General features: G+C 48.0%; 29 protein-coding genes, 1 tRNA gene and 2 pseudogenes. 18 read left to right on the forward strand and 14 right to left on the reverse strand.

All coding sequences use genetic code 11. The annotated features are described in order from the left end of the window. The first annotated feature begins 13 nt into the window (after positions 1 to 13). The 11 genes and pseudogenes from A1SC_RS11715 to A1SC_RS25880 all read left to right on the forward strand — a co-directional run bounded on the left by A1SC_RS11715 (position 14) and on the right by A1SC_RS25880 (position 5394). On the forward strand, positions 14 to 580 hold the full coding sequence (locus A1SC_RS11715; protein ID WP_016262405.1) for an ASCH domain-containing protein: 567 nt from the start codon (positions 14 to 16) through the stop codon (positions 578 to 580). A gap of 9 nt (positions 581 to 589) precedes the next feature. Further along, the gene (locus A1SC_RS11710; protein ID WP_032141421.1) at positions 590 to 1462 is read left to right on the forward strand and encodes a phosphoadenosine phosphosulfate reductase domain-containing protein; all 873 of its coding nucleotides are present in this window, start codon (positions 590 to 592) and stop codon (positions 1460 to 1462) included. Continuing rightward, positions 1459 to 1662 (forward strand): hypothetical protein, encoded by a 204-nt coding sequence (locus A1SC_RS11705; protein ID WP_016262407.1) that lies wholly within the window; start codon positions 1459 to 1461, stop codon positions 1660 to 1662. The genes A1SC_RS11710 and A1SC_RS11705 overlap by 4 nt, the downstream gene beginning before the upstream one ends. Continuing rightward, positions 1655 to 1894: a hypothetical protein gene (locus A1SC_RS11700; protein WP_016262408.1), complete on the forward strand. Its 240-nt coding sequence runs from the start codon at positions 1655 to 1657 to the stop codon at positions 1892 to 1894. The genes A1SC_RS11705 and A1SC_RS11700 overlap by 8 nt, the downstream gene beginning before the upstream one ends. Then, positions 1891 to 2157, forward strand: a complete 267-nt coding sequence (locus A1SC_RS11695) for a hypothetical protein (protein WP_016262409.1) — start codon at positions 1891 to 1893, stop codon at positions 2155 to 2157. Before A1SC_RS11700 ends, A1SC_RS11695 begins: the two co-directional genes overlap by 4 nt. Beyond that, positions 2147 to 2875, forward strand: a complete 729-nt coding sequence (locus A1SC_RS11690; RefSeq protein ID WP_050571724.1) for an ead/Ea22-like family protein — start codon at positions 2147 to 2149, stop codon at positions 2873 to 2875. The genes A1SC_RS11695 and A1SC_RS11690 overlap by 11 nt, the downstream gene beginning before the upstream one ends. A 74-nt stretch (positions 2876 to 2949) precedes the next feature. Further along, positions 2950 to 3162: pseudogene (locus tag A1SC_RS25875) on the forward strand (DUF4014 family protein); the annotation flags it as partial. 253 nt (positions 3163 to 3415) lie between these two features. Further along, positions 3416 to 3544: pseudogene (locus tag A1SC_RS26245) on the forward strand (hypothetical protein); the annotation flags it as partial. 453 nt (positions 3545 to 3997) lie between these two features. Next, positions 3998 to 4162 (forward strand): hypothetical protein, encoded by a 165-nt coding sequence (locus A1SC_RS26250; protein ID WP_410054397.1) that lies wholly within the window; start codon positions 3998 to 4000, stop codon positions 4160 to 4162. Between the two features lie 272 nt (positions 4163 to 4434). Continuing rightward, a complete protein-coding gene (locus A1SC_RS11675) occupies positions 4435 to 4734 on the forward strand; it encodes a PerC family transcriptional regulator (RefSeq protein WP_016262413.1) in 300 nt (99 codons plus the stop codon). A gap of 249 nt (positions 4735 to 4983) precedes the next feature. Then, positions 4984 to 5394: a hypothetical protein gene (locus tag A1SC_RS25880; protein ID WP_016262414.1), complete on the forward strand. Its 411-nt coding sequence runs from the start codon at positions 4984 to 4986 to the stop codon at positions 5392 to 5394. 48 nt (positions 5395 to 5442) lie between these two features. On the opposite strand, the gene A1SC_RS25885 is transcribed toward A1SC_RS25880, so the two are convergent. Further along, on the reverse strand, positions 5443 to 5793 hold the full coding sequence (locus A1SC_RS25885; protein WP_016262415.1) for a hypothetical protein: 351 nt from the start codon (positions 5791 to 5793) through the stop codon (positions 5443 to 5445). A gap of 32 nt (positions 5794 to 5825) precedes the next feature. Between A1SC_RS25885 and A1SC_RS11670 the strand changes: the two genes are divergently transcribed. The 6 genes from A1SC_RS11670 (at position 5826) to A1SC_RS11645 (ending at position 8209) form a co-directional block, all read left to right on the forward strand. Then, complete coding sequence (locus tag A1SC_RS11670; protein ID WP_001283837.1) at positions 5826 to 6077, forward strand: DNA polymerase III subunit theta; 252 nt, start codon at positions 5826 to 5828, stop codon at positions 6075 to 6077. A 25-nt stretch (positions 6078 to 6102) separates the two neighbouring features. Next, on the forward strand, positions 6103 to 6453 hold the full coding sequence (locus A1SC_RS11665) for a hypothetical protein (protein ID WP_016262416.1): 351 nt from the start codon (positions 6103 to 6105) through the stop codon (positions 6451 to 6453). Positions 6454 to 6552: 99 nt separating this feature from the next. After that, entirely contained in the window at positions 6553 to 6942 is a 390-nt protein-coding gene (locus tag A1SC_RS11660; protein WP_016262417.1) for a HumD family translesion DNA polymerase, read from the forward strand. A gap of 134 nt (positions 6943 to 7076) precedes the next feature. Further along, the gene (locus tag A1SC_RS11655; RefSeq protein ID WP_016262418.1) at positions 7077 to 7499 is read left to right on the forward strand and encodes a hypothetical protein; all 423 of its coding nucleotides are present in this window, start codon (positions 7077 to 7079) and stop codon (positions 7497 to 7499) included. A gap of 108 nt (positions 7500 to 7607) precedes the next feature. Further along, positions 7608 to 7829 carry a type II toxin-antitoxin system Phd/YefM family antitoxin gene (locus A1SC_RS11650; RefSeq protein WP_001190712.1) on the forward strand — a complete coding sequence of 74 codons (222 nt, stop codon included), beginning with the start codon at positions 7608 to 7610 and terminating at the stop codon, positions 7827 to 7829. Next, the gene (locus tag A1SC_RS11645) at positions 7829 to 8209 is read left to right on the forward strand and encodes a type II toxin-antitoxin system death-on-curing family toxin (RefSeq protein ID WP_016262419.1); all 381 of its coding nucleotides are present in this window, start codon (positions 7829 to 7831) and stop codon (positions 8207 to 8209) included. Before A1SC_RS11650 ends, A1SC_RS11645 begins: the two co-directional genes overlap by 1 nt. Before the next feature lie 80 nt (positions 8210 to 8289). On the opposite strand, the gene A1SC_RS11640 is transcribed toward A1SC_RS11645, so the two are convergent. The 6 genes from A1SC_RS11640 to A1SC_RS11615 form a co-directional block, all read right to left on the reverse strand. After that, positions 8290 to 9087: a hypothetical protein gene (locus tag A1SC_RS11640; RefSeq protein ID WP_016262420.1), complete on the reverse strand. Its 798-nt coding sequence runs from the start codon at positions 9085 to 9087 to the stop codon at positions 8290 to 8292. Between the two features lie 6 nt (positions 9088 to 9093). After that, entirely contained in the window at positions 9094 to 9729 is a 636-nt protein-coding gene (locus A1SC_RS11635; RefSeq protein ID WP_016262421.1) for a DUF2829 domain-containing protein, read from the reverse strand. A 14-nt stretch (positions 9730 to 9743) separates the two neighbouring features. Further along, complete coding sequence (dut, locus tag A1SC_RS11630) at positions 9744 to 10238, reverse strand: dUTP diphosphatase (protein WP_016262422.1); 495 nt, start codon at positions 10236 to 10238, stop codon at positions 9744 to 9746. Next, complete coding sequence (locus A1SC_RS11625; RefSeq protein WP_016262423.1) at positions 10235 to 10723, reverse strand: hypothetical protein; 489 nt, start codon at positions 10721 to 10723, stop codon at positions 10235 to 10237. Before A1SC_RS11625 ends, dut begins: the two co-directional genes overlap by 4 nt. Continuing rightward, positions 10720 to 11064 (reverse strand): hypothetical protein, encoded by a 345-nt coding sequence (locus A1SC_RS11620; RefSeq protein WP_016262424.1) that lies wholly within the window; start codon positions 11062 to 11064, stop codon positions 10720 to 10722. The genes A1SC_RS11625 and A1SC_RS11620 overlap by 4 nt, the downstream gene beginning before the upstream one ends. A 72-nt stretch (positions 11065 to 11136) precedes the next feature. Continuing rightward, the gene (locus tag A1SC_RS11615) at positions 11137 to 12165 is read right to left on the reverse strand and encodes a tyrosine-type recombinase/integrase (protein WP_016262425.1); all 1029 of its coding nucleotides are present in this window, start codon (positions 12163 to 12165) and stop codon (positions 11137 to 11139) included. Between the two features lie 381 nt (positions 12166 to 12546). Between A1SC_RS11615 and A1SC_RS11610 the strand changes: the two genes are divergently transcribed. Beyond that, a complete protein-coding gene (locus A1SC_RS11610; RefSeq protein WP_016262426.1) occupies positions 12547 to 13584 on the forward strand; it encodes a hypothetical protein in 1038 nt (345 codons plus the stop codon). Between the two features lie 37 nt (positions 13585 to 13621). Here the strand turns inward: A1SC_RS11610 and A1SC_RS11605 are convergent, their stop codons facing one another. The 7 genes from A1SC_RS11605 to A1SC_RS25895 form a co-directional block, all read right to left on the reverse strand. Beyond that, entirely contained in the window at positions 13622 to 15130 is a 1509-nt protein-coding gene (locus A1SC_RS11605; RefSeq protein WP_016262427.1) for a hypothetical protein, read from the reverse strand. Next, positions 15130 to 16494 carry a hypothetical protein gene (locus tag A1SC_RS0121940; protein ID WP_016262428.1) on the reverse strand — a complete coding sequence of 455 codons (1365 nt, stop codon included), beginning with the start codon at positions 16492 to 16494 and terminating at the stop codon, positions 15130 to 15132. Before A1SC_RS0121940 ends, A1SC_RS11605 begins: the two co-directional genes overlap by 1 nt. After that, positions 16491 to 16883 (reverse strand): hypothetical protein, encoded by a 393-nt coding sequence (locus A1SC_RS11600; protein ID WP_016262429.1) that lies wholly within the window; start codon positions 16881 to 16883, stop codon positions 16491 to 16493. Before A1SC_RS11600 ends, A1SC_RS0121940 begins: the two co-directional genes overlap by 4 nt. A 107-nt stretch (positions 16884 to 16990) precedes the next feature. Then, a complete protein-coding gene (locus A1SC_RS25890; protein ID WP_024191202.1) occupies positions 16991 to 17176 on the reverse strand; it encodes a hypothetical protein in 186 nt (61 codons plus the stop codon). Positions 17177 to 17370: 194 nt separating this feature from the next. Next, a complete protein-coding gene (locus A1SC_RS25140) occupies positions 17371 to 17946 on the reverse strand; it encodes a Thoeris anti-defense Tad2 family protein (protein WP_016262431.1) in 576 nt (191 codons plus the stop codon). Between the two features lie 454 nt (positions 17947 to 18400). Beyond that, a tRNA-Ile gene (locus A1SC_RS11595) sits at positions 18401 to 18476 on the reverse strand. A gap of 9 nt (positions 18477 to 18485) precedes the next feature. Next, positions 18486 to 18617: a hypothetical protein gene (locus tag A1SC_RS25895; RefSeq protein WP_255097511.1), complete on the reverse strand. Its 132-nt coding sequence runs from the start codon at positions 18615 to 18617 to the stop codon at positions 18486 to 18488. Positions 18618 to 18639: the final 22 nt, after the last annotated feature.

Consider the following 18639-nt stretch of genomic DNA (forward strand, 5'->3'; position numbering starts at 1 on the left):
AGTGGATCAAAAAATGAAAGAACGCGGGATGATTTTTAACGATGAGATGGTCCGGGCAATTCTTGGCGGGAATAAAACACAGACTCGCAGGATTGTTGAAGAAAAATTCTATGGACGAGCAGTTGCCGCAGAGTTGCTTGCTAAGCATTGTCCATATGGTCAACCGGGCGATCGTATTTGGGTTCGCGAAACCTACCGGGTACATGGCAAAGCGACGGACGTCGCAACGCTGGTTTATCGCGCAAGCGTGCGTAACTCCTGGACAGAACAAACGCACCGGGTTCCGGTCGAGGTTTGTAATAAACCAGTATCAGAAAAGTGGACGCCATCAATTCACATGCCGCGCTGGGCATCGCGCATTCTTCTGGAAATTACCGACGTGCGTGTGGAACGGCTGCATGACATGAGCGAGGCGGATGCTAAAGCAGAAGGCGCAGCTCCGGCGACGTACAAGATTACGCCACCTGAAGCTGTTTATCGCGTTGGTTTTGGTGATATCTGGCGCAGTATTTACGGGCAGGATAACTGGCTATCTAACCCGTGGGTATGGGTAATCGAGTTTAAGCGCATTCAGGAATAAACCGTGAGTATGCATCAAGTCGTCAGCTTTTCAGGTGGACGAACATCGGCTTATCTCGTTCATCTGATGGAAGCACAGCGAAAAGCTGGCGCTAGCGTCCATTTCATTTTTATGGATACCGGCTGTGAACATCCTCTGACGTATCGCTTTATTCGTGAGGTTGTGAAGTTCTGGAACGTACCGCTAACGGTGTTGCAGGTCGATATAAATCCAGAACTTGGGCAGCCAAATGGTTATACGGTATGGGAACCAAAGGATATTCAGACTCGACTGCCGGTGCTTAAACCGTTTATGGACATGGTTAAAAAGTACGGTACGCCATACATCGGCGGCGCGTTCTGTACCGACAGGCTAAAACTCACCCCTTTCACGAAATATTGCGATGACCATTTTGGGCGAGGGAACTACATCACGTGGCTGGGTATTCGTGCAGACGAACCCCGTAGGCTGAAACCGAAACCGGGCGTCCGGTATCTTGCCGAGCTGTCAGATTTTGATAAGTCGGATGTTATCCGGTGGTGGCGAAAACAACCTTTTGATTTGCAAATCCCGGAGCACCTCGGGAACTGTGTTTTTTGCATCAAAAAGTCAACGCAAAAGCTGGGGCTTGCATGTAAAGACGAACCAGGTCTGATGCGGGTTTTTAATGAACTGGTTACAGGCAAACACGTCAGGGATGGTCATCGCAGAACAGGTAAAGACGTTATGTACCGTGGTCACCTGACGCTTGACGGGATTACCAGAATGTATGCCGACAGCGACTACAGAAATTTGTATCAGGCGATGGTGCAGGCCAAGCGGTTTGATACTGGTTCGTGTTCCGAATCATGTGAAATCTGGGGTGACCAATTGGAGTTGAAATTCGAAGAGGTAGTGGAATGACAATCGTAAAAACCCATACCGGTACCGTGATCACCAAAGATGGCCCGCAGGTAAAAAAACTGCACCAAACAGAGCGGATGTGGGGCGTTGGCAAAAACGAGTTTTACCACAAAGAAACTGGACGCCGCCATTTTGCAGAAAATACGCGCCGCCGACTGCTGTTAGACACCATCAAGCCTATCGAGGTGAAGCATGTTTAAACAGAACGAAAAAGCTATCGCTCAAATTGCTGATTATATCCCGCGTGCGTGCCGGGGTATGCAGTTGCAGGAAGCCAAAGCGCGCCTGGAGAAAAAAATTGCGCTCTATATTGATGACGGCTGTGATGCCGCCGTTCTTAACGCGGCGTTCGCACCAGCTCTTAACTGTCATACTCGGGAGTCTTTTTTTTCGTGCATCGCAGCGCAACTCCGCAAAGGAGGCAACCAGTGAGTGAGTCAAAATGCCAAATTAATGGCAACAAGATAGAACCGTGCGCGGCGTTGACGCAATCCCTGGAACATGACGCTGAATACACGACGCGAAAAGGTCTGCTGAAATACAAAATCTATAACCATGCATTAATTCATTCACAAGACCTGATCATGCTGCGGTCAGGCGAGTTTTCTAAATCGCCGATTCGAATTTCATTTTGCCCGTTCTGTGGTGAAAGTCTGAAAACGTGGGAAGCGGAGGCAACCAGTGATCAAAATTAACTATCAAGAACTGCGCGAGGCGGCGGAACAGGCAACGCAAGATGAATGGGTAGCATATATTTTGCCGGGTCATAACGGCATTTATCCTGCGCGCACGTCTGAGGGTAGGCATTGCGGATACTTTATTGACTGGCCTGGCATTGATGGGCAAAGGAATGCTGGTGCTAATGCCCGTTATATCGCGGCTATCCCACCAAAAGTTGCGCTGGCACTACTGGATGAGATCAACGCATTAGAGGAAACGCGTATCAACGATGTTTGCCGTATTGTGGAACTAACAAAACAACTGGAGTCGGCAAAATCAAAACTCAACGAGCAGCGCGAGCATTACGAGGGAGTAATCGCGGATGGAGGTAAGCGCATAGCAGAACTGGAAAAACAATGCGCTGAATCGGAGCGAAAAGCATTAAGCAACTTTGAAGAGTGTGCTGCGATGGCTGAACGTATCGAAGAGTTGGAGCAGGCCAACACAAGACAGGACGCCAATATAAACCACCAGCAGGAGGGCGTGACTCAATCAGTCACCCGATACATATATCACTACAACGCAGTGAATGGTTCTGACTCTATGTCTGGAATTGCGCGGTTAACTTTCATGATCAAATCACAATCTGACCTTGACGCACTTAAAAGCGCACTTAGCAAGGTTGGTGGTTTCCGTGCAAAAGCAATTACATCTCTTTCATATCTTGGGTGTGAGGAAGATAGCAAACGATGAAAGAAGGATTTAAAGATAATTCAGGTGCAGCGCAAAACACTGGAGAAATCATTGAGGCATTTAATGGGGAGGAAATGCCCACTTTATTCAGAAAAGAATATCCGCGAAAGAGTAGAGCAATAGAATTGCTGTTTATCATTCTGTTTTTCGTGTTGCTGATACCAATAGCCTCAATATTAGTGACTGTTCTAATGGGGAAAGTATTTGAACCGTTAGTTGAACTGTATATCGATATAGTGTGGACCCCATTCAGGAAGCTACACAATAAAATTAACCCACATAAGGAAACAGATATGGCAACTTTGAAAAAAGAAGATCGTTTTACCAAAAAACAAATCGCCGAGGCAAAAATCCTCGATAACAACGGAACCTACTTCATCAACGGTTCCATTCTTCCAGTTTATATCAATGAGGATGGAGACACTTACCTTATTGAAGAGTACGAAAAAGGCGAGCCGAGCGAACACCTCATTAAAGATTTGTTCGCGGATGGCGTTATTGTTGCGGTTAATCCAATCGGATACAACTGAGGCATAATTTATGACCACTTTAACCGACAAAGAACTGATTAAAGAAATCAAAGAGCGCATAGGCAGTCTGGACGTGCGAGACAATATTGAGCGCCGTGCTTATGAAATTGCGCTGGCATCTCTGGAAGCAGAGCCAGTTGGTGATTTTTATGAATACAAACCGGGTGACTGGTATCAGCGTTCGGTCGGGGATAAAGCACCAAAGTGGGTGCCGTTATATGCCACTCCGCCAGTTCCGGAATTGCAGGCTGATGTCGCACAAGCAATTGAAAATCTCAAGCAGAAGTTAGTGGAATGCAATCGCTATAACTACTGCGCAGATGCAGTTAAAGGCGTAGAGGATGCCTGCCGTGCTGTTAGCTATAGCCAAGCCGACAATCAACCAGCATCTGGCAACCAGGCTGCCGAATCCAATCGCGGTAATGAGTGGACCGGCAATCCTGATATTGATAACGCCATCATCATGCTCGACCGCATAGATACGCTGGAAAATTGCGATGATGACCGTATTGAGGGTGTTAAGGCTGTTTTGCGCAGACTGGCTGTCAACTATCCGGTAACTCCGGATGGTTGGATAAGCTGTAGTGAGCGAATGCCAGCTCAAGATGATTGGATTTTAATTTATTCAAAGCACGGTGAGTATATGGCAGGCCAGGTGCAAGGGGAATACGTGGAGTTGAGCGACGGCACTTTATCGTGGTTAGGGAACGCCTTGTTCTGGATGCTGCTACCAGAACCGCCCCAGGAGGCTGGTTAATGAGCTGGCCTGAAGCATTCGCAACGGTAGGAATTGCAATGGCGGTAGCACTGGTGGTGTATTCAATTTGCCGTTGGGGGTGATAAGTGAAATAGTGCGGGGTATCGTGCAGCCCCGCTGATTTGATTATTTTGTAGAGTTGCATAACAGCATCTGGCTTGAGTTTCTCCTCCATCTTGGATTATTATTACCGCCCCTATACTTAACTGTAATAATAACTATCTGTTAAACCTGATAGTTATTATTTAATATTTAGTGTGATAGGAGGTTGTATGGTTAAAGATAAAAAAGCTGAAGAACTTGAAAATAAAGGGCTTTGGCGCAGAGCCGCGGCTCGCTGGCAAGATGTGCTGATGGATTATCTCCAGGATAATCAGACAGACCAGCGGATGTATATTCAGAGGCAAATTCAACGTTGCATTAAATCAGCCACATCAAAAAATGTAAGTTCAAGAGAAGTCACGACCTCAAGAGCATTACGCAATTCAGCAATACGCGTAGAGAAAGAAATGGGAATACATCGCAATCGCAAGGCTGCACATGATGAATTATATACCTATCGGGGTAGGTGATTTAAATAATGTGATAGCGTTAAGAGAAATTTTATAAATTGTTTATATGTGACGGGTTAATAGGGGTATTACAGACACTCTTGATAAGATAATAAATATTTAAAAGTCATTAACATCACCTATCAAAAATATGCACGTTTTATTTCTACATCGTAATAGTGTACAGGTATATGATTCACCCATGCTGATGGAGCTTACCGTGGTGACTACACCTTGCAGCCAAAGGTGAATAAGATATAAGGATTCTTGATGCACTGGCTGCGAGTAGCCTATAAGGCCGATACTAAGCCGGTAATTAACACCATCCTTGAAAAATATCATCTTGAAGCGGCATTGATGACTAAGTCTGGCGATACTCTAGGCATGGTGAGCACAACGTTAGTTCATGAAATGGCTAAGGCTTTATTGCTGCTGGTGGCTGACAACATGAGGCGGACCATGCCAACGAAAGCTGAGTTACAGGCGCGCGTAGAGATTCTTGAAAAAGAGAATGCTAGCCTCAAAGGAATGCTGGCGCGGGCGGAAAGGGAAATTATCAGGCAAATTATTGCCAGAGGAGCGACCACCAGCAGATATACCCGACCGAGTGTCCCGGTGGATGAAGTCTTTTTGTTTGTCGTGGGAGACTTTTTGGTGCTACGACCATCGCAGATGGTGTGATGAACTTGATAGCAGTTTCCCCTACTTTGCGGAAGGTAACACCTGCCCTCAATGCAGGGGATGAGATTTAACGAAATCGATCACCCTATCTTGAACTTCAGAAAGAAGGTCTTTTTCACGCGCCAGGACGTCCGGATATTGACGTTCTGGCCTCACCAGATGCCGAAGCTTCCCATTAAGCAGGATGGCCTCAGAAAACACTTTTACGCTGTGCTTTATCCCCTCTGTTTCACTTTTCAGCGTCAAAATAAAGCGCAATTGCTTATTAGCCTGATTCAGATTCAATACACGAATTTGCAGTTCGTCTATGCTGTTTCGCAATGGGATTGATGCCACCACACTGGTGCAGTCTCTGATTGTCTGAATTGAACGGCTAACATTGAGAACGTTATTGTGCATGTGCCTGATCCACTAACTCCGGGAGGTTTCTTGTGTCAGATCGAAATATAGCAGCTAAAAGCCAGGAAGAGCGAGACAAGGTGAACGTAGACCTTGCCGCCAGCGGCGTTGCTTACAAAGAACGACTGAATATACCTGTGATTGCAGAGCAGGTGGCCCGTGAGCAACCGGAAAACCTGCGCGCCTATTTCATGGAACGGCTACGGCACTACCGGCAGTTAAGCCTCCAGTTGCCAAAAGGGAGCGATCCGGTGTATCAGAACGAGGATGCACCAAAAAAATAACGGCAAGATGGGGGAGACATTAAACATGCTTAACTATCACGACAACACGCGTTCTATGCAGACAATCCGCACCAATACAGCGGTGGTCGATAGCTTTCCTGTACATACTCAAGGCCGTGAAGATACCGTGGAAGTGCGACGCATGTTGTGTCGCCGGTCACCGGGCCACCAGCACTTCATCGTAACGTTTAAAAGCGATGTAGAGCGCGCCGAGAAAATCTCTAACTCCACATCTCTGGTTAAGCCGTTAGCGGAGGTTATTGTGCGCAACAATAAGGCGCGCTTTGTCCTTGAGGAGCATCATTCTGATTTTAATGAAAAAATCGAGTCAAGCATTTTGCAATATATGAATGGCACGTTCACGCCACCAATGTGATTAGCCCCCAGCGTGGCGCGCGTACAAACCCCGCTTTCACAAACTATGCCTTTTCAATGTATACTGTATGAATAAACAGTATTATTGAGGTAAAACGCTATGGGCTTCCCTTCTCCTGCGGCGGATTATGCAGAGAGCCGTATTTCTCTTGATCAGCAACTAATCAGACATCCTTCTGCGACCTACTTCATGCGGGCGGCAGACAGCCATCACCGTGAGGGAATATTGCAAGGTGCTTTGCTGGTGGTTGATTCCTCACTTACTCCGGTTGATGGTTCACTGCTTATATGCGCTATGGAGGGTGAATATCGCATAAAGAGATACAGGAAGTATCCGCGCCAGCACATGGAGGATTTAAGCACCGGGAAGAAAGAGGCGTTACCAGTGGATGACGATGGATACACGGGCAGTAATGCTGTTTTTGGTGTGATCACCCACATTATCAATGACGCCAGGGGCGGTGAATTTGATGATAGTCCTGCTATATGATTTGTTTTCAGAGAAACCATAGAGAGGCATGACTGGACCTATATCGCCCTGGCCATTTAAATGATTCCTCCCATTAGACGCGGTTACTCACTTGAAGATAAGATGAGGTTATAATTCTCTTTTTAGGTACGCGAATGAGTTCGTCTGCTTTTGTCACTGTTGTCACTGGAGTAAGCGTTTTTGTCCTAGGTCGACTCATCATCAAGGGGGTTGAGTCTTACATTTCATTCAAGGAACAGTTGGGGGAAATATCGCATCTGTTATTGTCTAACCAAGCAAAGCTATCGAATCCCCGCTCTGACTTAAAACAAGAAATCATCCATGATTTGAAAGATGCGGCAGCACAGTTACGGGTGAAGTACGAACTATTACCTTTCTATATCAAAATGTTACCCATCGGTTTTCGCCTTGTTCCATCAGAAACTGAAATTCGTAAAGCGGCGCAAGAATTGAATCTGATAGCCTCGATACATGATGGTAAAACCGGAGAGCTGCCATATGAGCACATAGCCAAGATTGGATTACTGCTCAGAATTCCAACCACTTATTCTGCTTAATCCCAGCAATTGCAAGACTGCATCTCGAGGATTTAAGGCACCAAGAAGTGGTATTCAGCATCATTAAAACCTATAATTGCGTACACATAACGAGTACACGAGGTGTTTATGCAATCCATTAACTTCCGTACCGCGCGCGGCAACCTTTCTGAAGTGCTCAACAATGTTGAAGCCGGGGAAGAGGTTGAAATCACCCGCAGAGGCCGTGAGCCAGCAGTAATTGTCAGCAAGGCTACTTTCGAAGCCTACAAAAAAGCGGCGCTGGATGCTGAATTTGCATCCCTGTTTGACACCCTGGACTCCACCAACAAGGAACTGGTTAACCGATAATGAGGCATATATCACCGGAAGAACTTATTGCGCTTCATGATGCGAATATAAACCGCTACGGCGGCCTGCCGGGAATGTCAGATCCGGGTAGGGCAGAGGCCATTATCGGGAGAGTTCAGGCCAGAGTTGCCTACGAAGAGATCACCGACCTTTTCGAAGTCTCCGCCACCTACCTGGTGGCTACAGCGAGAGGGCATATATTCAATGATGCCAATAAGCGTACCGCGCTAAACAGTGCGCTGCTATTTCTACGCCGTAACGGTATACAGGTATATGATTCTCCCGTGCTGGTGGAACTTGCGGTGGGGGCTGCAACTGGTGAAATCCCCGTATCTTCAGTAGCGGAAAAACTACGTGAACTATATGGTTCCAATATTTGAAAAGAAGCCCGCTCAACCAAGCGGGCTTCCTACTATCACTCAATGATTTTTTCTGCTGTCAGCCAGCTAATTTCTTGCTTTTAGGCGTCAGCATCAGCATCCTCTGCTTCCACATCTGCCGCGACTTCATCGGACTGTTCTTCTTTGGCCTGTTCTGCAATCGCCGCACGGCATTTCGCCCTGGCTGTAGCGATGGCCTCAACTTTCACGTCATTAGGAATACTTGAGGTGACATACATATCCAGTTCTTCAGCACGGAATACTGTTTTGTCCAGGAATTCATCAAGCATCCAGGTTAAGGAAAAGTCGCAGGAAATCAGCTCTACTTCGCCTTCCGCGCCGTTTGGGAAATGGATAAACATCTGCTTGCCCAGGCCAAGCACGCGACAAGCAGCCATCATTACTGCAAGTTCCAGGTCTTTGTTTTCACCTGCTACTGGTTGATCCACACCAGTAATAGTGCCGTTCAAATGGATATTATATGGCTGATATTTAGAGATGCGTTCTACACGCCATGTGCCGGTTAAGGTTCCCTGGCGGAAGATTATTGGCGTGACCGAAAGCGACAGCTCTCGAATGAGTTGTTGCGCTATGGCTGGGTCATACAGGGGATCTAACGCGATGCATCCATAAGATTGCGCCAGTTCAAACAATTCTTCCTGTGTGCACTGAATGCCTCTTGCCGTAATAAAACGTCTGACTCCCGTTTTCCCATCACGCCAGATAGCAATGCCATTCTCACTATCTAACTCTTCGTCTAAGCCCAGGTATGTAAGGATGGTTCGCTCAATGGTAGCAAAGGGCAGGGACATATCATCGTTTACATCCACCAGCAGGCCATTACGCAGGCGATATTGAATGTTTTTGGTATTTTCCACGTTAAATCACTCCACAACAAACCAGTCACAGGCCAGTAAATCATCCACAGACGGCAACCAAACGCTGTCCATATTTTGTGCATCTTTCAATACAAAATGGTCACCATAAGGAACGTGAATGCCGTGTAAATTGACGCTTCCAGCGAGAACTAACCAGCAGAATTGCTTTTCGCCTTTCCACTCGCGTCGGGCAACTTTCTTGCCTTCCTTCAACCACATTAGCGCGTCAGAGAAGTCGGCTGCTTCAAGGTCGATTTCTTCTTGTGTGGTAATGATGCCACCGGCAGCAATAGTTACGTCCCTGGCTGTAATGAATGTCACCCCATTGTGACCTTCAATGCTGAGCGATACCCCATTTTCGGAGGCGTCGTTAACCCGGCTATAGCATTTTTCAAATGCTTTCTCTGGCACATAGACCAGATAGCCATTTTCAGCAGTGACGAGATATCCTCCTATTTGCGGTCGGAATTTTTCCAAGAACACACCATCAACACGAAGCGTCATTCCTTTTGGCTCAACGACTTCGATACTGCCAAAAATGGGCGCATAAGCTTCGCCGACAATAACAATATCTTTGATTTTCGATGCCCGAATGATGCTGTGGCATTTGTATTTGGGGAACACCTGAAAAGTGCTGACCATAATCCTTCCTCTACTTAAAACTTTGCGTACTGAAGCGGTGTACGCTTGATTTCAACGCGGTCTTCCGATGTGCTACCAAAGCCACCAGCGCCTCGCTCTGTTTCATCGAGTTCATCAACTTCTACCAGCGATACCGGTTCAACACGCTCAAAAATGCCTTGCATGACCGCCATTCCTGGCTTGAGGCAAACGCCTTCACCACCGGGATCTGTAATCAGTTTTGCCATGATTTCACCGCGATAATCGGAGTCGATAATTCCTACGCAGTTAGCCAGGCGCGTATGCTTTTTGCAGCCCAATCCGGAACGAGGATAAAGTTTCAGACACCAGCCAGGAGGGATCGCCATAGCGAGGCCGGTATGCACCCACCAGCTTGAGGAAATAGCGCCGTTGCTATCGATACCCGGCGTTATTTCAACAGCAACAAAATCCATCGCCGCCGATCCGGCGGTGGCGTAAACGGGGAGTTTTGCCGCCGGATGAAGGCGTTTCACTTTCACGTTAATCATTGCTTTTTAGCTCTCCGGGTAAATGTATAAATCCGGCGTTTGATATGCGGAGCGGTCGGAACGGAGACGCAGGTATTCTCGATAACACCTTGTTCCTCCAGCGATCGCACAGCACGCAAGAACTGTGATGCATCACCACCGCCAGACAGCCAGAATTTGCGGGCATAGACGCTGCCATTACGGATAATTTCTGCGATCACCCGCGCTTGCGTCTGGCTTTCTCGATAGCCAAAGAGTTCTCTTGCCTCTCCTTGTGGGATAGCCAACTGATAGCCTTTCCCGCTACGGTGACGAACAAAACCGTGAGCAATGAGGTTCTTCAGCTCATTTCTGGTGCGGATACACCCGTACTCAGGGAACTGTGTGTTGATATCACCAGGCTTATGCCATTCATCAGGACTATCAGCCAGGAGGGACAGAAGTTTCCCTGACAGCTCAGGATTAGTGGTTGGATAACAGTTCAGGGATGGGTAGTAAGTTTTCATTTGCGCCCCCTTGCCGGATAGCGCCCGGCATTCGCATCAGGGGCAATGAAGCCGCTGGTGGGGCGAGTGAAAACATGGTTAATTTTCTCGGTCATAGCGCGATAATTTTCCTGATAGTGGGCCAGGAGTTTTTCAGCAGCAATGACGGTTACTTTCCGGACGTAGCGTTCAGCTTCCTCCAGATTTCGCCAGTTTTTTTCGAGGGTAAATACGGGAACGGCATCAAGTCCGGTCATAACACCGAACACCACGACCGCCTGGTCGCGCTTAACGCCCGCAGTGAAGGTTATGGTGTAACCGTCAACAGTGAAGCGTTTTGATTCCGTAATACGATTGTGCAAAGTACCCTCCGCAATAGGCGAGGGTACTTTACATTAAAATGCACTGTCTAAAAAGATTGTTAGAAAATTAATTTATGAATCCATCAGGCGACTATTTGCACCAACGGATGCCCCGCTACGGCGCAAATATCGCATAAGTGTTTCGGGCTTTTTCCATGTGCCTTCCTGCATGATCTCGACCATTGACACCTGTTTCTCAGCCATATCAATTGCCGCACCAACACGCGCACTATGGCCTGTCCACGTCCGGTATCTTCCCTTGTTCGGCGTGGCATCTCGTTTGTTCAGCAACCCCCAGGCATCGCTGAATATTTTCTCCATTGCAGGTGCAGTAAGGGGCGTTGTCGTGATTCTGGCCTTATTACTGCGGTGTATTGGCGGGAATAGCACCGCGTCCGGATGTTCTCGAAGTCCGGACACCTCCAGCCAGTCGTTCAGTACGGCGGTAGTGTAACGAGAAAGCACCTTATCAAGTCCGGCGGCGGTCGTGATGGTCTTCGTGTGTGAAATATGCAGCGTTACAGTGTCACCTGTTTGGTCCAGATCTCCGACGCGGATGCGCGAGATTTCTGACATACGCATCAGGGTATTGTATGCCACGAAGAGAAACGCCCGATTGCGCAGGTCCACCAGCCGCTCGGAACGGGAAAGCAACACGTCGAGCAATTTCAGATCATCCCACCGCAACGGTATAGCCTGGCCTGTTCGCTCACCTTTTTCCGTTGCCGCTTCGCGCCGGATGCGCCGCATGGCCAGAGACACACTTTTATCGTCCGACAGCGGCGGGAGGCCACATTGCGAAAGCAGCATGTTAAGCATGGCATAGTGCTTATCAATGGTGGTCGAGGCCAGATCGGCCTCATGCAACTGGAGAAGATACTCGCGGGCCATTTCCGGCGTAATCGGGAACCAGGGGTGCTGGCGCGAATTACACCACCGCGCCCAGGAATGAAACACCAGACGGAGATCTCGAAGCGTATTTGGGGCATAAGCTCCCTGGTCGTTCATGAACTGCATAAAGTTTTTTGCAGCTTCCTGGTATTCGGTGCCTATATCGCGCAGAAAACCACCAGAACCGCCGGAGATAACTAGTTCACCCATGAAACTATTAAACCTCTATATACAGATAACGCTACGTGAAAAATAGAAAACTGACAGGGTAGTTATAAGTTAATTTTCAAAATTCAAGCCTTTGATTCGAGGCATGATTTTTCATCCTTGTCAATACTACCTGTTTACTGGAGATTATAGCCTAACTTTAAATAATGCCAATTATTTAAAGTTAGAAATCAGGACTTTTTTCCCAAAAAAAACACCGACCAGATCACTTCGCAAATCCGTCAGCCATGCGGTAGCTGTTCCTGGTTACATTTTCTAATAGGAACAATCAAAAAAAAGCGGTTTTATCCTTTACTCACCTTGTTATTCAGCATAAATTTGTCACAGGACTTTTATGTTAGAAAACTAAATCGAGTAGGAATAATGAGTAAGAAGTCGATCGAGAATGAGTACAAACGGTTCCTGCAAACCGCTGAACGGTGGAAAGAGCTGGTGGTCGCAAACTCTGTTTTCCATGATACCAGTTATGTTGGCGAGGAATTTCGCCATGTTGCATTAACACATGATCCGGCTGTATTAGAAGAAGCTGAAAAATGCATAGCCGAATGGAAAGCCTTTGTTGATCTGTGTCGCAAGGATGATGACAAAGCCTCAAACATTGTTGAGTCGGTTTATTTACCGATCCCATTCATTGTTGAGGATACTAATCAGAGTACGCATATCGTTATGCAAAGCGCAACCACAACGAGAACATTTACGCGCGAAGACCTGCTGAAAAAATACGATAAAACTATAAAGAAAAGCATGAAAAACAGGATATTTTCACAGGTTGTCGGTGCGCTTGAAGAAGAACGCAGATTCTTCGCCGCTGAACGTGAGGGCGAGGTATACCGCGCAAGAAAAGAAGGTTATACCGATGTGGTGATTACCACCAATATCGAGGGCAACAATGGACTTTCACGCTTCCGAGTGGGTGCGCACGGTGCGCTGATCTTTGCAAGAAAAGCAAACACAGAGATTCCCGTTGTTAACAACGTTGGTGAGCGCCGTACCCTTACCATTTACACTGGCATTAAACCGCTTCCGTGCGGACTTCTCGGCGAATTTGACCTTTATCGGGTTCGTGATCTGGAAAAGCAGCAGCCAAGCTATGTCGTGAAGTCATATATCCTGAGAAACATTGATATCCGCAATCAGAGTTTAAAAAACAAATCAGATAAAATGCTGGCCGAAGCCGATCCAGCCATACACCAGATCGTTAGCCGGAAAATTCAAGAGGCTAAAGATGCAATGGCAAGGCTGGATAAAATGGACCTGGAACTACTGGAAGTTATGATTGCCTCCGGCGATGACCTGACAGGCATCCGCCTTACTGAAGCCAGGAAAAAATACGGTAAAAGCGTTGAAGAACGCTATGGGTACACATTCACACAAACGATGTACGCGGCAAAACTCTGGTAATCGCAAACCACCCACAAGCCCCGAATCGCCGGGGCTTTTAAATGTCAATATCAGGAATATCCACTTCTGCCAACACCTGATCGCGGAATGTTGCGAGTTCTGCGCCAATGTCTTCATTAGCAGGCACGTAATCCACCAGCATAGTGAAGCAGTAGGTATCCCATCTGTCCGGCGACTTGATGTTTAACTTCTGCCGCATGTGCTCCTTGCGCATCATCGCTACCTTCCCTTCTTCGTTAAGCATATACGGGATTTTTGATGCCTGATCTGCGGTTTTGGGGTCACTATCGATACGCATACGCCCTGATTTAATGGCATCCCCTGCCATAATATTGGCGTAAGCACGCTGATTGACAAAGCGTTCTCTGTCTCTTAGCGCAAACATAGGCTTACCCCAACGGATGCGAACGGGATTAGCACCACGGCGGACAAGCTGCGCACACGTATCTGAACCAAAGCCATCAGCATCCACAGCAATGGTGATGTTCGGGTATTTATCAGGAGTGCATTCGTTATAGATAAAGTCGGCAAAAGCCAACGGGTCCATAGTGCCTGGCATCTCCAGTATCTTAAAGTTCACAACGCGTCGTTTCTCACGATAACCGGATACTTTGCATATATTGAGCACCGATTTGTCGCGACCATTACCGACGTCAGCGGTCGCTACCCAGCCCCAATCTTTCTCCAGCAACACTTTACGCCGTGCGGCGCGGTCGCACTCATCACGACCAAGCAAATACCCGTTAATTGCACGCGGGAACTGGCCCAGCACCTTAACCATGTACTCCAGCGAATCCCTGCCGCCGTACTCCAGCAATTTCTCACGAATAAAGCTCGGTTCAACGAATGGAGATTCTTCAGAGTTAAGGACTATTGCCGTCCAGACTCCTTCCGGATTGCCTTCTGCCTTTGCCCTTGAATGGTGGGATTCATAAAAGTAACCGCTTGGACGCGTAGGCTGGGAAAGCATGAGCATACGGTTATCTTTCTGCGTTAACGCCCCCGTCATGACGTTAATCGCCTTATCGGATATGCCCGATGCTTCATCAAGGATTAGCAGTAAATGCTCCGCGTGCTCCCCCGCCAGTGCCTCTTCGTTACCGAGTCGATAACCTTTACAGAGCACTTCCCATATCCCTTTACGGGAACGCTCATAAAACATGGTGTCAGACAGGACAAAATAGGTCTGTAACCAGCCGTGGCGCTTAACAGCATTCGCCCAAAACTGTTTCACGTATTTGAATACGCCTGTTTTTACCTGGCCTATTTTGTTCGCAACAATAATGACGCGGGCGTCGGGGAACAGGATCATAAAAATTAGTAGCAACATCGCGGTAAGGGATGACTTACCCGTTCCGTGTCCGGACGTAACGGTCGTCCTGCTCCCCGTCTCCTGCACTGACTGAATGATCTGCTGCTGCTGATGGGAGGGGAACATCCCAAAAATATCGACAACCGCCTGGGTAAAGTTGTATCGATACCTGATAACCATATCGCGCCAACGTGGATCACTGGTGACGCACTTAATCTTACGACCACCAGCCATTAGTCATCCTCCGGCTGGTCTATCACAATCTCGTCATCTACAGCATCAAAACCGGTATCCCCCGCGTCATAATCACCGTAGATATCAGCCGTGGCGGAAGGGTCTATATTCAGGTCTTCATCATTGGCCTCAAATTCACCGGCTTTACGTTCTCCGTTCCGGTCGTAATCCCCCATCCCAAGCCTATCAACGATTTTCGCTACTTCAGCCCGGCGTTGTGCAAGCCATTGTGGGAGTCCAGCTTGTTGCTCGGCAAACTGCTTCGCCTCTTTATCCAGTTGCTCATCATCAACATCGTTAACGTCAGAAACCGGAGGCTCCAGAAGTGAGATCGCTTTTGCCGCTCGTGCCGCCAGGATAGCTGGGACACTGACGCCCTGCCGCTCGATATATTCAGCTACGCCTATATCGTCCAGCTCCTCGCGCTCACGCATACGTATAGCGGCGGCGATAACCCTGGCGGCGCGTGCGTCAGCGCCAATGCGATACTCAATCTCCTTGCCACGCTGCTCGGCCTGCAGGCGGGCAATCGCCAGTTTTTCTCTGGCCTCAGCCTCCCTGAATGCCTGCTGACGCGCGCCCTGCGCAAGTTTTTCATCCCCCTGGCGTAGCTTCTGCTCGGTCTGGTAGATGGCTGCCAACCTACTGATAAAGTCATTCATGTAGTAGGCCGCATCGCTTATTAGGCCGAGAAGACGCTGCCCTGGGTGCATCCCCTCTGGCTGTGTATCGCCGAGGGCGTCAATCTCTTCCTGTAGTCGCTCCGCTTCCTGGTCAACGATGGCCTGATACTGAATTGCTCGTTCCTGCGCCATCTGTATCGCAAGTCGTAAATGTTCAGTCGCGCCGTTCTTCATCATCTCACGGGCGACGTTGGTGGCAGGCAAAGTGGCGCTTTGAGCTGATGAGTCAGGGATCATTTGCAATGATCCCTTGTTTCGTTGGGCTTTTTCGCTGCTTTTAGGGATCATTTCTCCCATTTCATCACAAAATGATCCCTTCACATCCTTGTGTATCCTGTTGTTATTACTTGGTTTTTCTTTGTGATCCGCATTTTGTTTTTGCGGCATGGCGCGGAACTGTCCACCAGCTAACGATTTGTCAGTTTTTGTAAATTCTGTGCTTTTATCAGCCTTTTTTTGCTCTTTTTTTGAGCCGGTGGCGCTGCTTTTTGCGCGCTGTTTTGTACTTTTCCCGGCAGCCTTAGCTTTCGCCTTAACCTCATTTTTTTTCATATTGAGATGCTTTCTGGCGGTGTTAAAGCTGAGGTCATGCTGCTCGCAATATTCTTTTATGGTGATCCCGGTTTCTTCTCTTAACTCCAGGAACTTAGCTCGATGCGCCTCCCAGTTAATTAACGTCATAGGGAAGCCTCACGTTTTTTCACAGCGGCGTTCCATAGCTGGTTAGTCATCGCCACCAACTGACGCTGCTCCTTTCGTAATTGAGCTTCTATCTTTCGGTTGGTGTTTTTCACCAACAGCCGACCGAATTCAGGAGTGCGCCCGCGCACCTTGAACTGGTATCCATTCAGGCCATGTAACCAATATTTCCGGGGGTATACGCGGTCGTCTATTTCGCAAATGGCACGACTGGAACGAACAAAAAAACGTATGATGTTATTTACGTTTACGCGCGACACATGAAGGTGAGGATATTGTGCTTTTGCACGGCTGGTGATTTCGGTGACCGTCAGATAGCAGTCAGCCCTGATCATGATATCCGCTATTTCGGCGCTACTGATTTGCTCCATTTATCCCCCGGATAGAAAAAGACCGAGGGGATGATAATCAGCTTGTTAATACTGAGAAGACTGTCAAAAACATGATGTATTAGAAAATTAATATTAATTTACTAACGCTACCAGCGGGATAAACGAACAACATGCTTAACTTTTGCCTCCCACTTCCCTTTATGTTTGTTGATCACCGCCTGCGCCATCTTCAGACTGGCTTCAAAATCGGCTTTTCGACCACTATTGCCCACCAGCAACGCTCCGTCTATTTCGGGTAAGCATAAGTAATCCTGCTCGACGGTAAGCGGCATTGATGATGTAACCTGGCAGGCTTTCCATCTGAAGCGTATGCGCACACTCCTGACTGACATCACGACATAACCTGATATTGTGCTCTTGTGTCCGGCGTCTGTGCGTGTAGCCTTGCATGATGTTATCTTGCAGGTGATGATGTCCCAACCAATGTGCATCGCATCCTCAATGCGTAATTTAGTAGCCTCGTACATCAAAAAACCTCCCAGTCAGTAGCGATAATATCAACACCAGTTGCAAACCAGTCTGTCTGCGCCTGTAAATCCCCATTCATCATTACCAGGCGAGGCATAACCATCACATCACAACCTTCAACAATATCGAATGCCTCTTCCGGCAGGAATTCGACGAGCTTTTCTTTGCTACCAACACTGCCACGGAGCATCGATATATAGCTCCCTTTAGGCCATGATGTTCGCCGGGCATCAAGCCCCTTCATCATCCAGTAAAAGGCCGATGAGAACGGGATGTTCTTTTTGGCGATGAGCACGTTATTCGCTTCTGTGTACTTCAGGAACTTAACTAACCTTACCATCGACTCGGATAACGCAATGTACGGCTCGTGATTGATTGCTGACACACTTACGCCGTGCAGTCCAACACTTACCACTGTCATATCACCGTTCTGTGCGGTTTCGATGTTGACGCCTTTACGAACTAACGCTGCATAAAGCTCCTCGCGCTTTTGCGTCCAGCATTCTCGTCGCCCTATAAAGTCACTCAAAACGAGATCATCTTCTGAATACGCGTTATCGTTCGCCGTTAACATAACGTCTCCTTTTTTACACGCGCGACTATCCCCCGGCTGAACCGGTAGTGACGTCGTAACTTCGTATTAATTAAGGGTTACAGCCTGAGCGGCTATATGATGAATTGAAAGGAGTTGTGGCGGTGGTGCCTCCACCTGCCAGGTTAGCCACGCCCGGCGACGACACTTATCAGAACGTAGTGAATGAAAATGGCTTCGTCACGAGCGCATAGCCGCAATTACCACAACGGAGAAGGCGCTCGTATTAATTAAACACCTTTTCCTGTTGTACGCCGTGCTATTCCGGCTGTCACACCGAATCGCCAGGATGGTGAGTCCCTGAGTCCGCTATCCTACCAACGGTGACTTGCACATTCCGGCTACCTGATGTGCCCATGCAGTGTTAGTAAGGCACCTAACAGCTACACCAGACCGCTAACGACGCATGTGCCATACGCCGTGTTACAACCAAATGTGGTGGCCCCTACCGGACTTGAACCGGTGACCGTGCGATTATGAGTCGCCCGCTCTAACCACTGAGCTAAAGGGCCAGATTACTGTTAATTACGCTTACGCTTTTTGCCAGAACCGCGTAAGGCTTTTGCCGCTTGCTCTACCCCGTATGCAACCACCAGCAGAAACAATAATGTCCACTCCGGGTTTTTATCGGCAAACGCCCAAAAATCCATCACTTGCAGCCACCTTTTAAGACAA

The sequence above is a fragment of the Escherichia sp. KTE52 genome (genome assembly GCF_000408325.1).
Taxonomy (GTDB): Bacteria; Pseudomonadota; Gammaproteobacteria; order Enterobacterales; family Enterobacteriaceae; genus Escherichia; species Escherichia marmotae.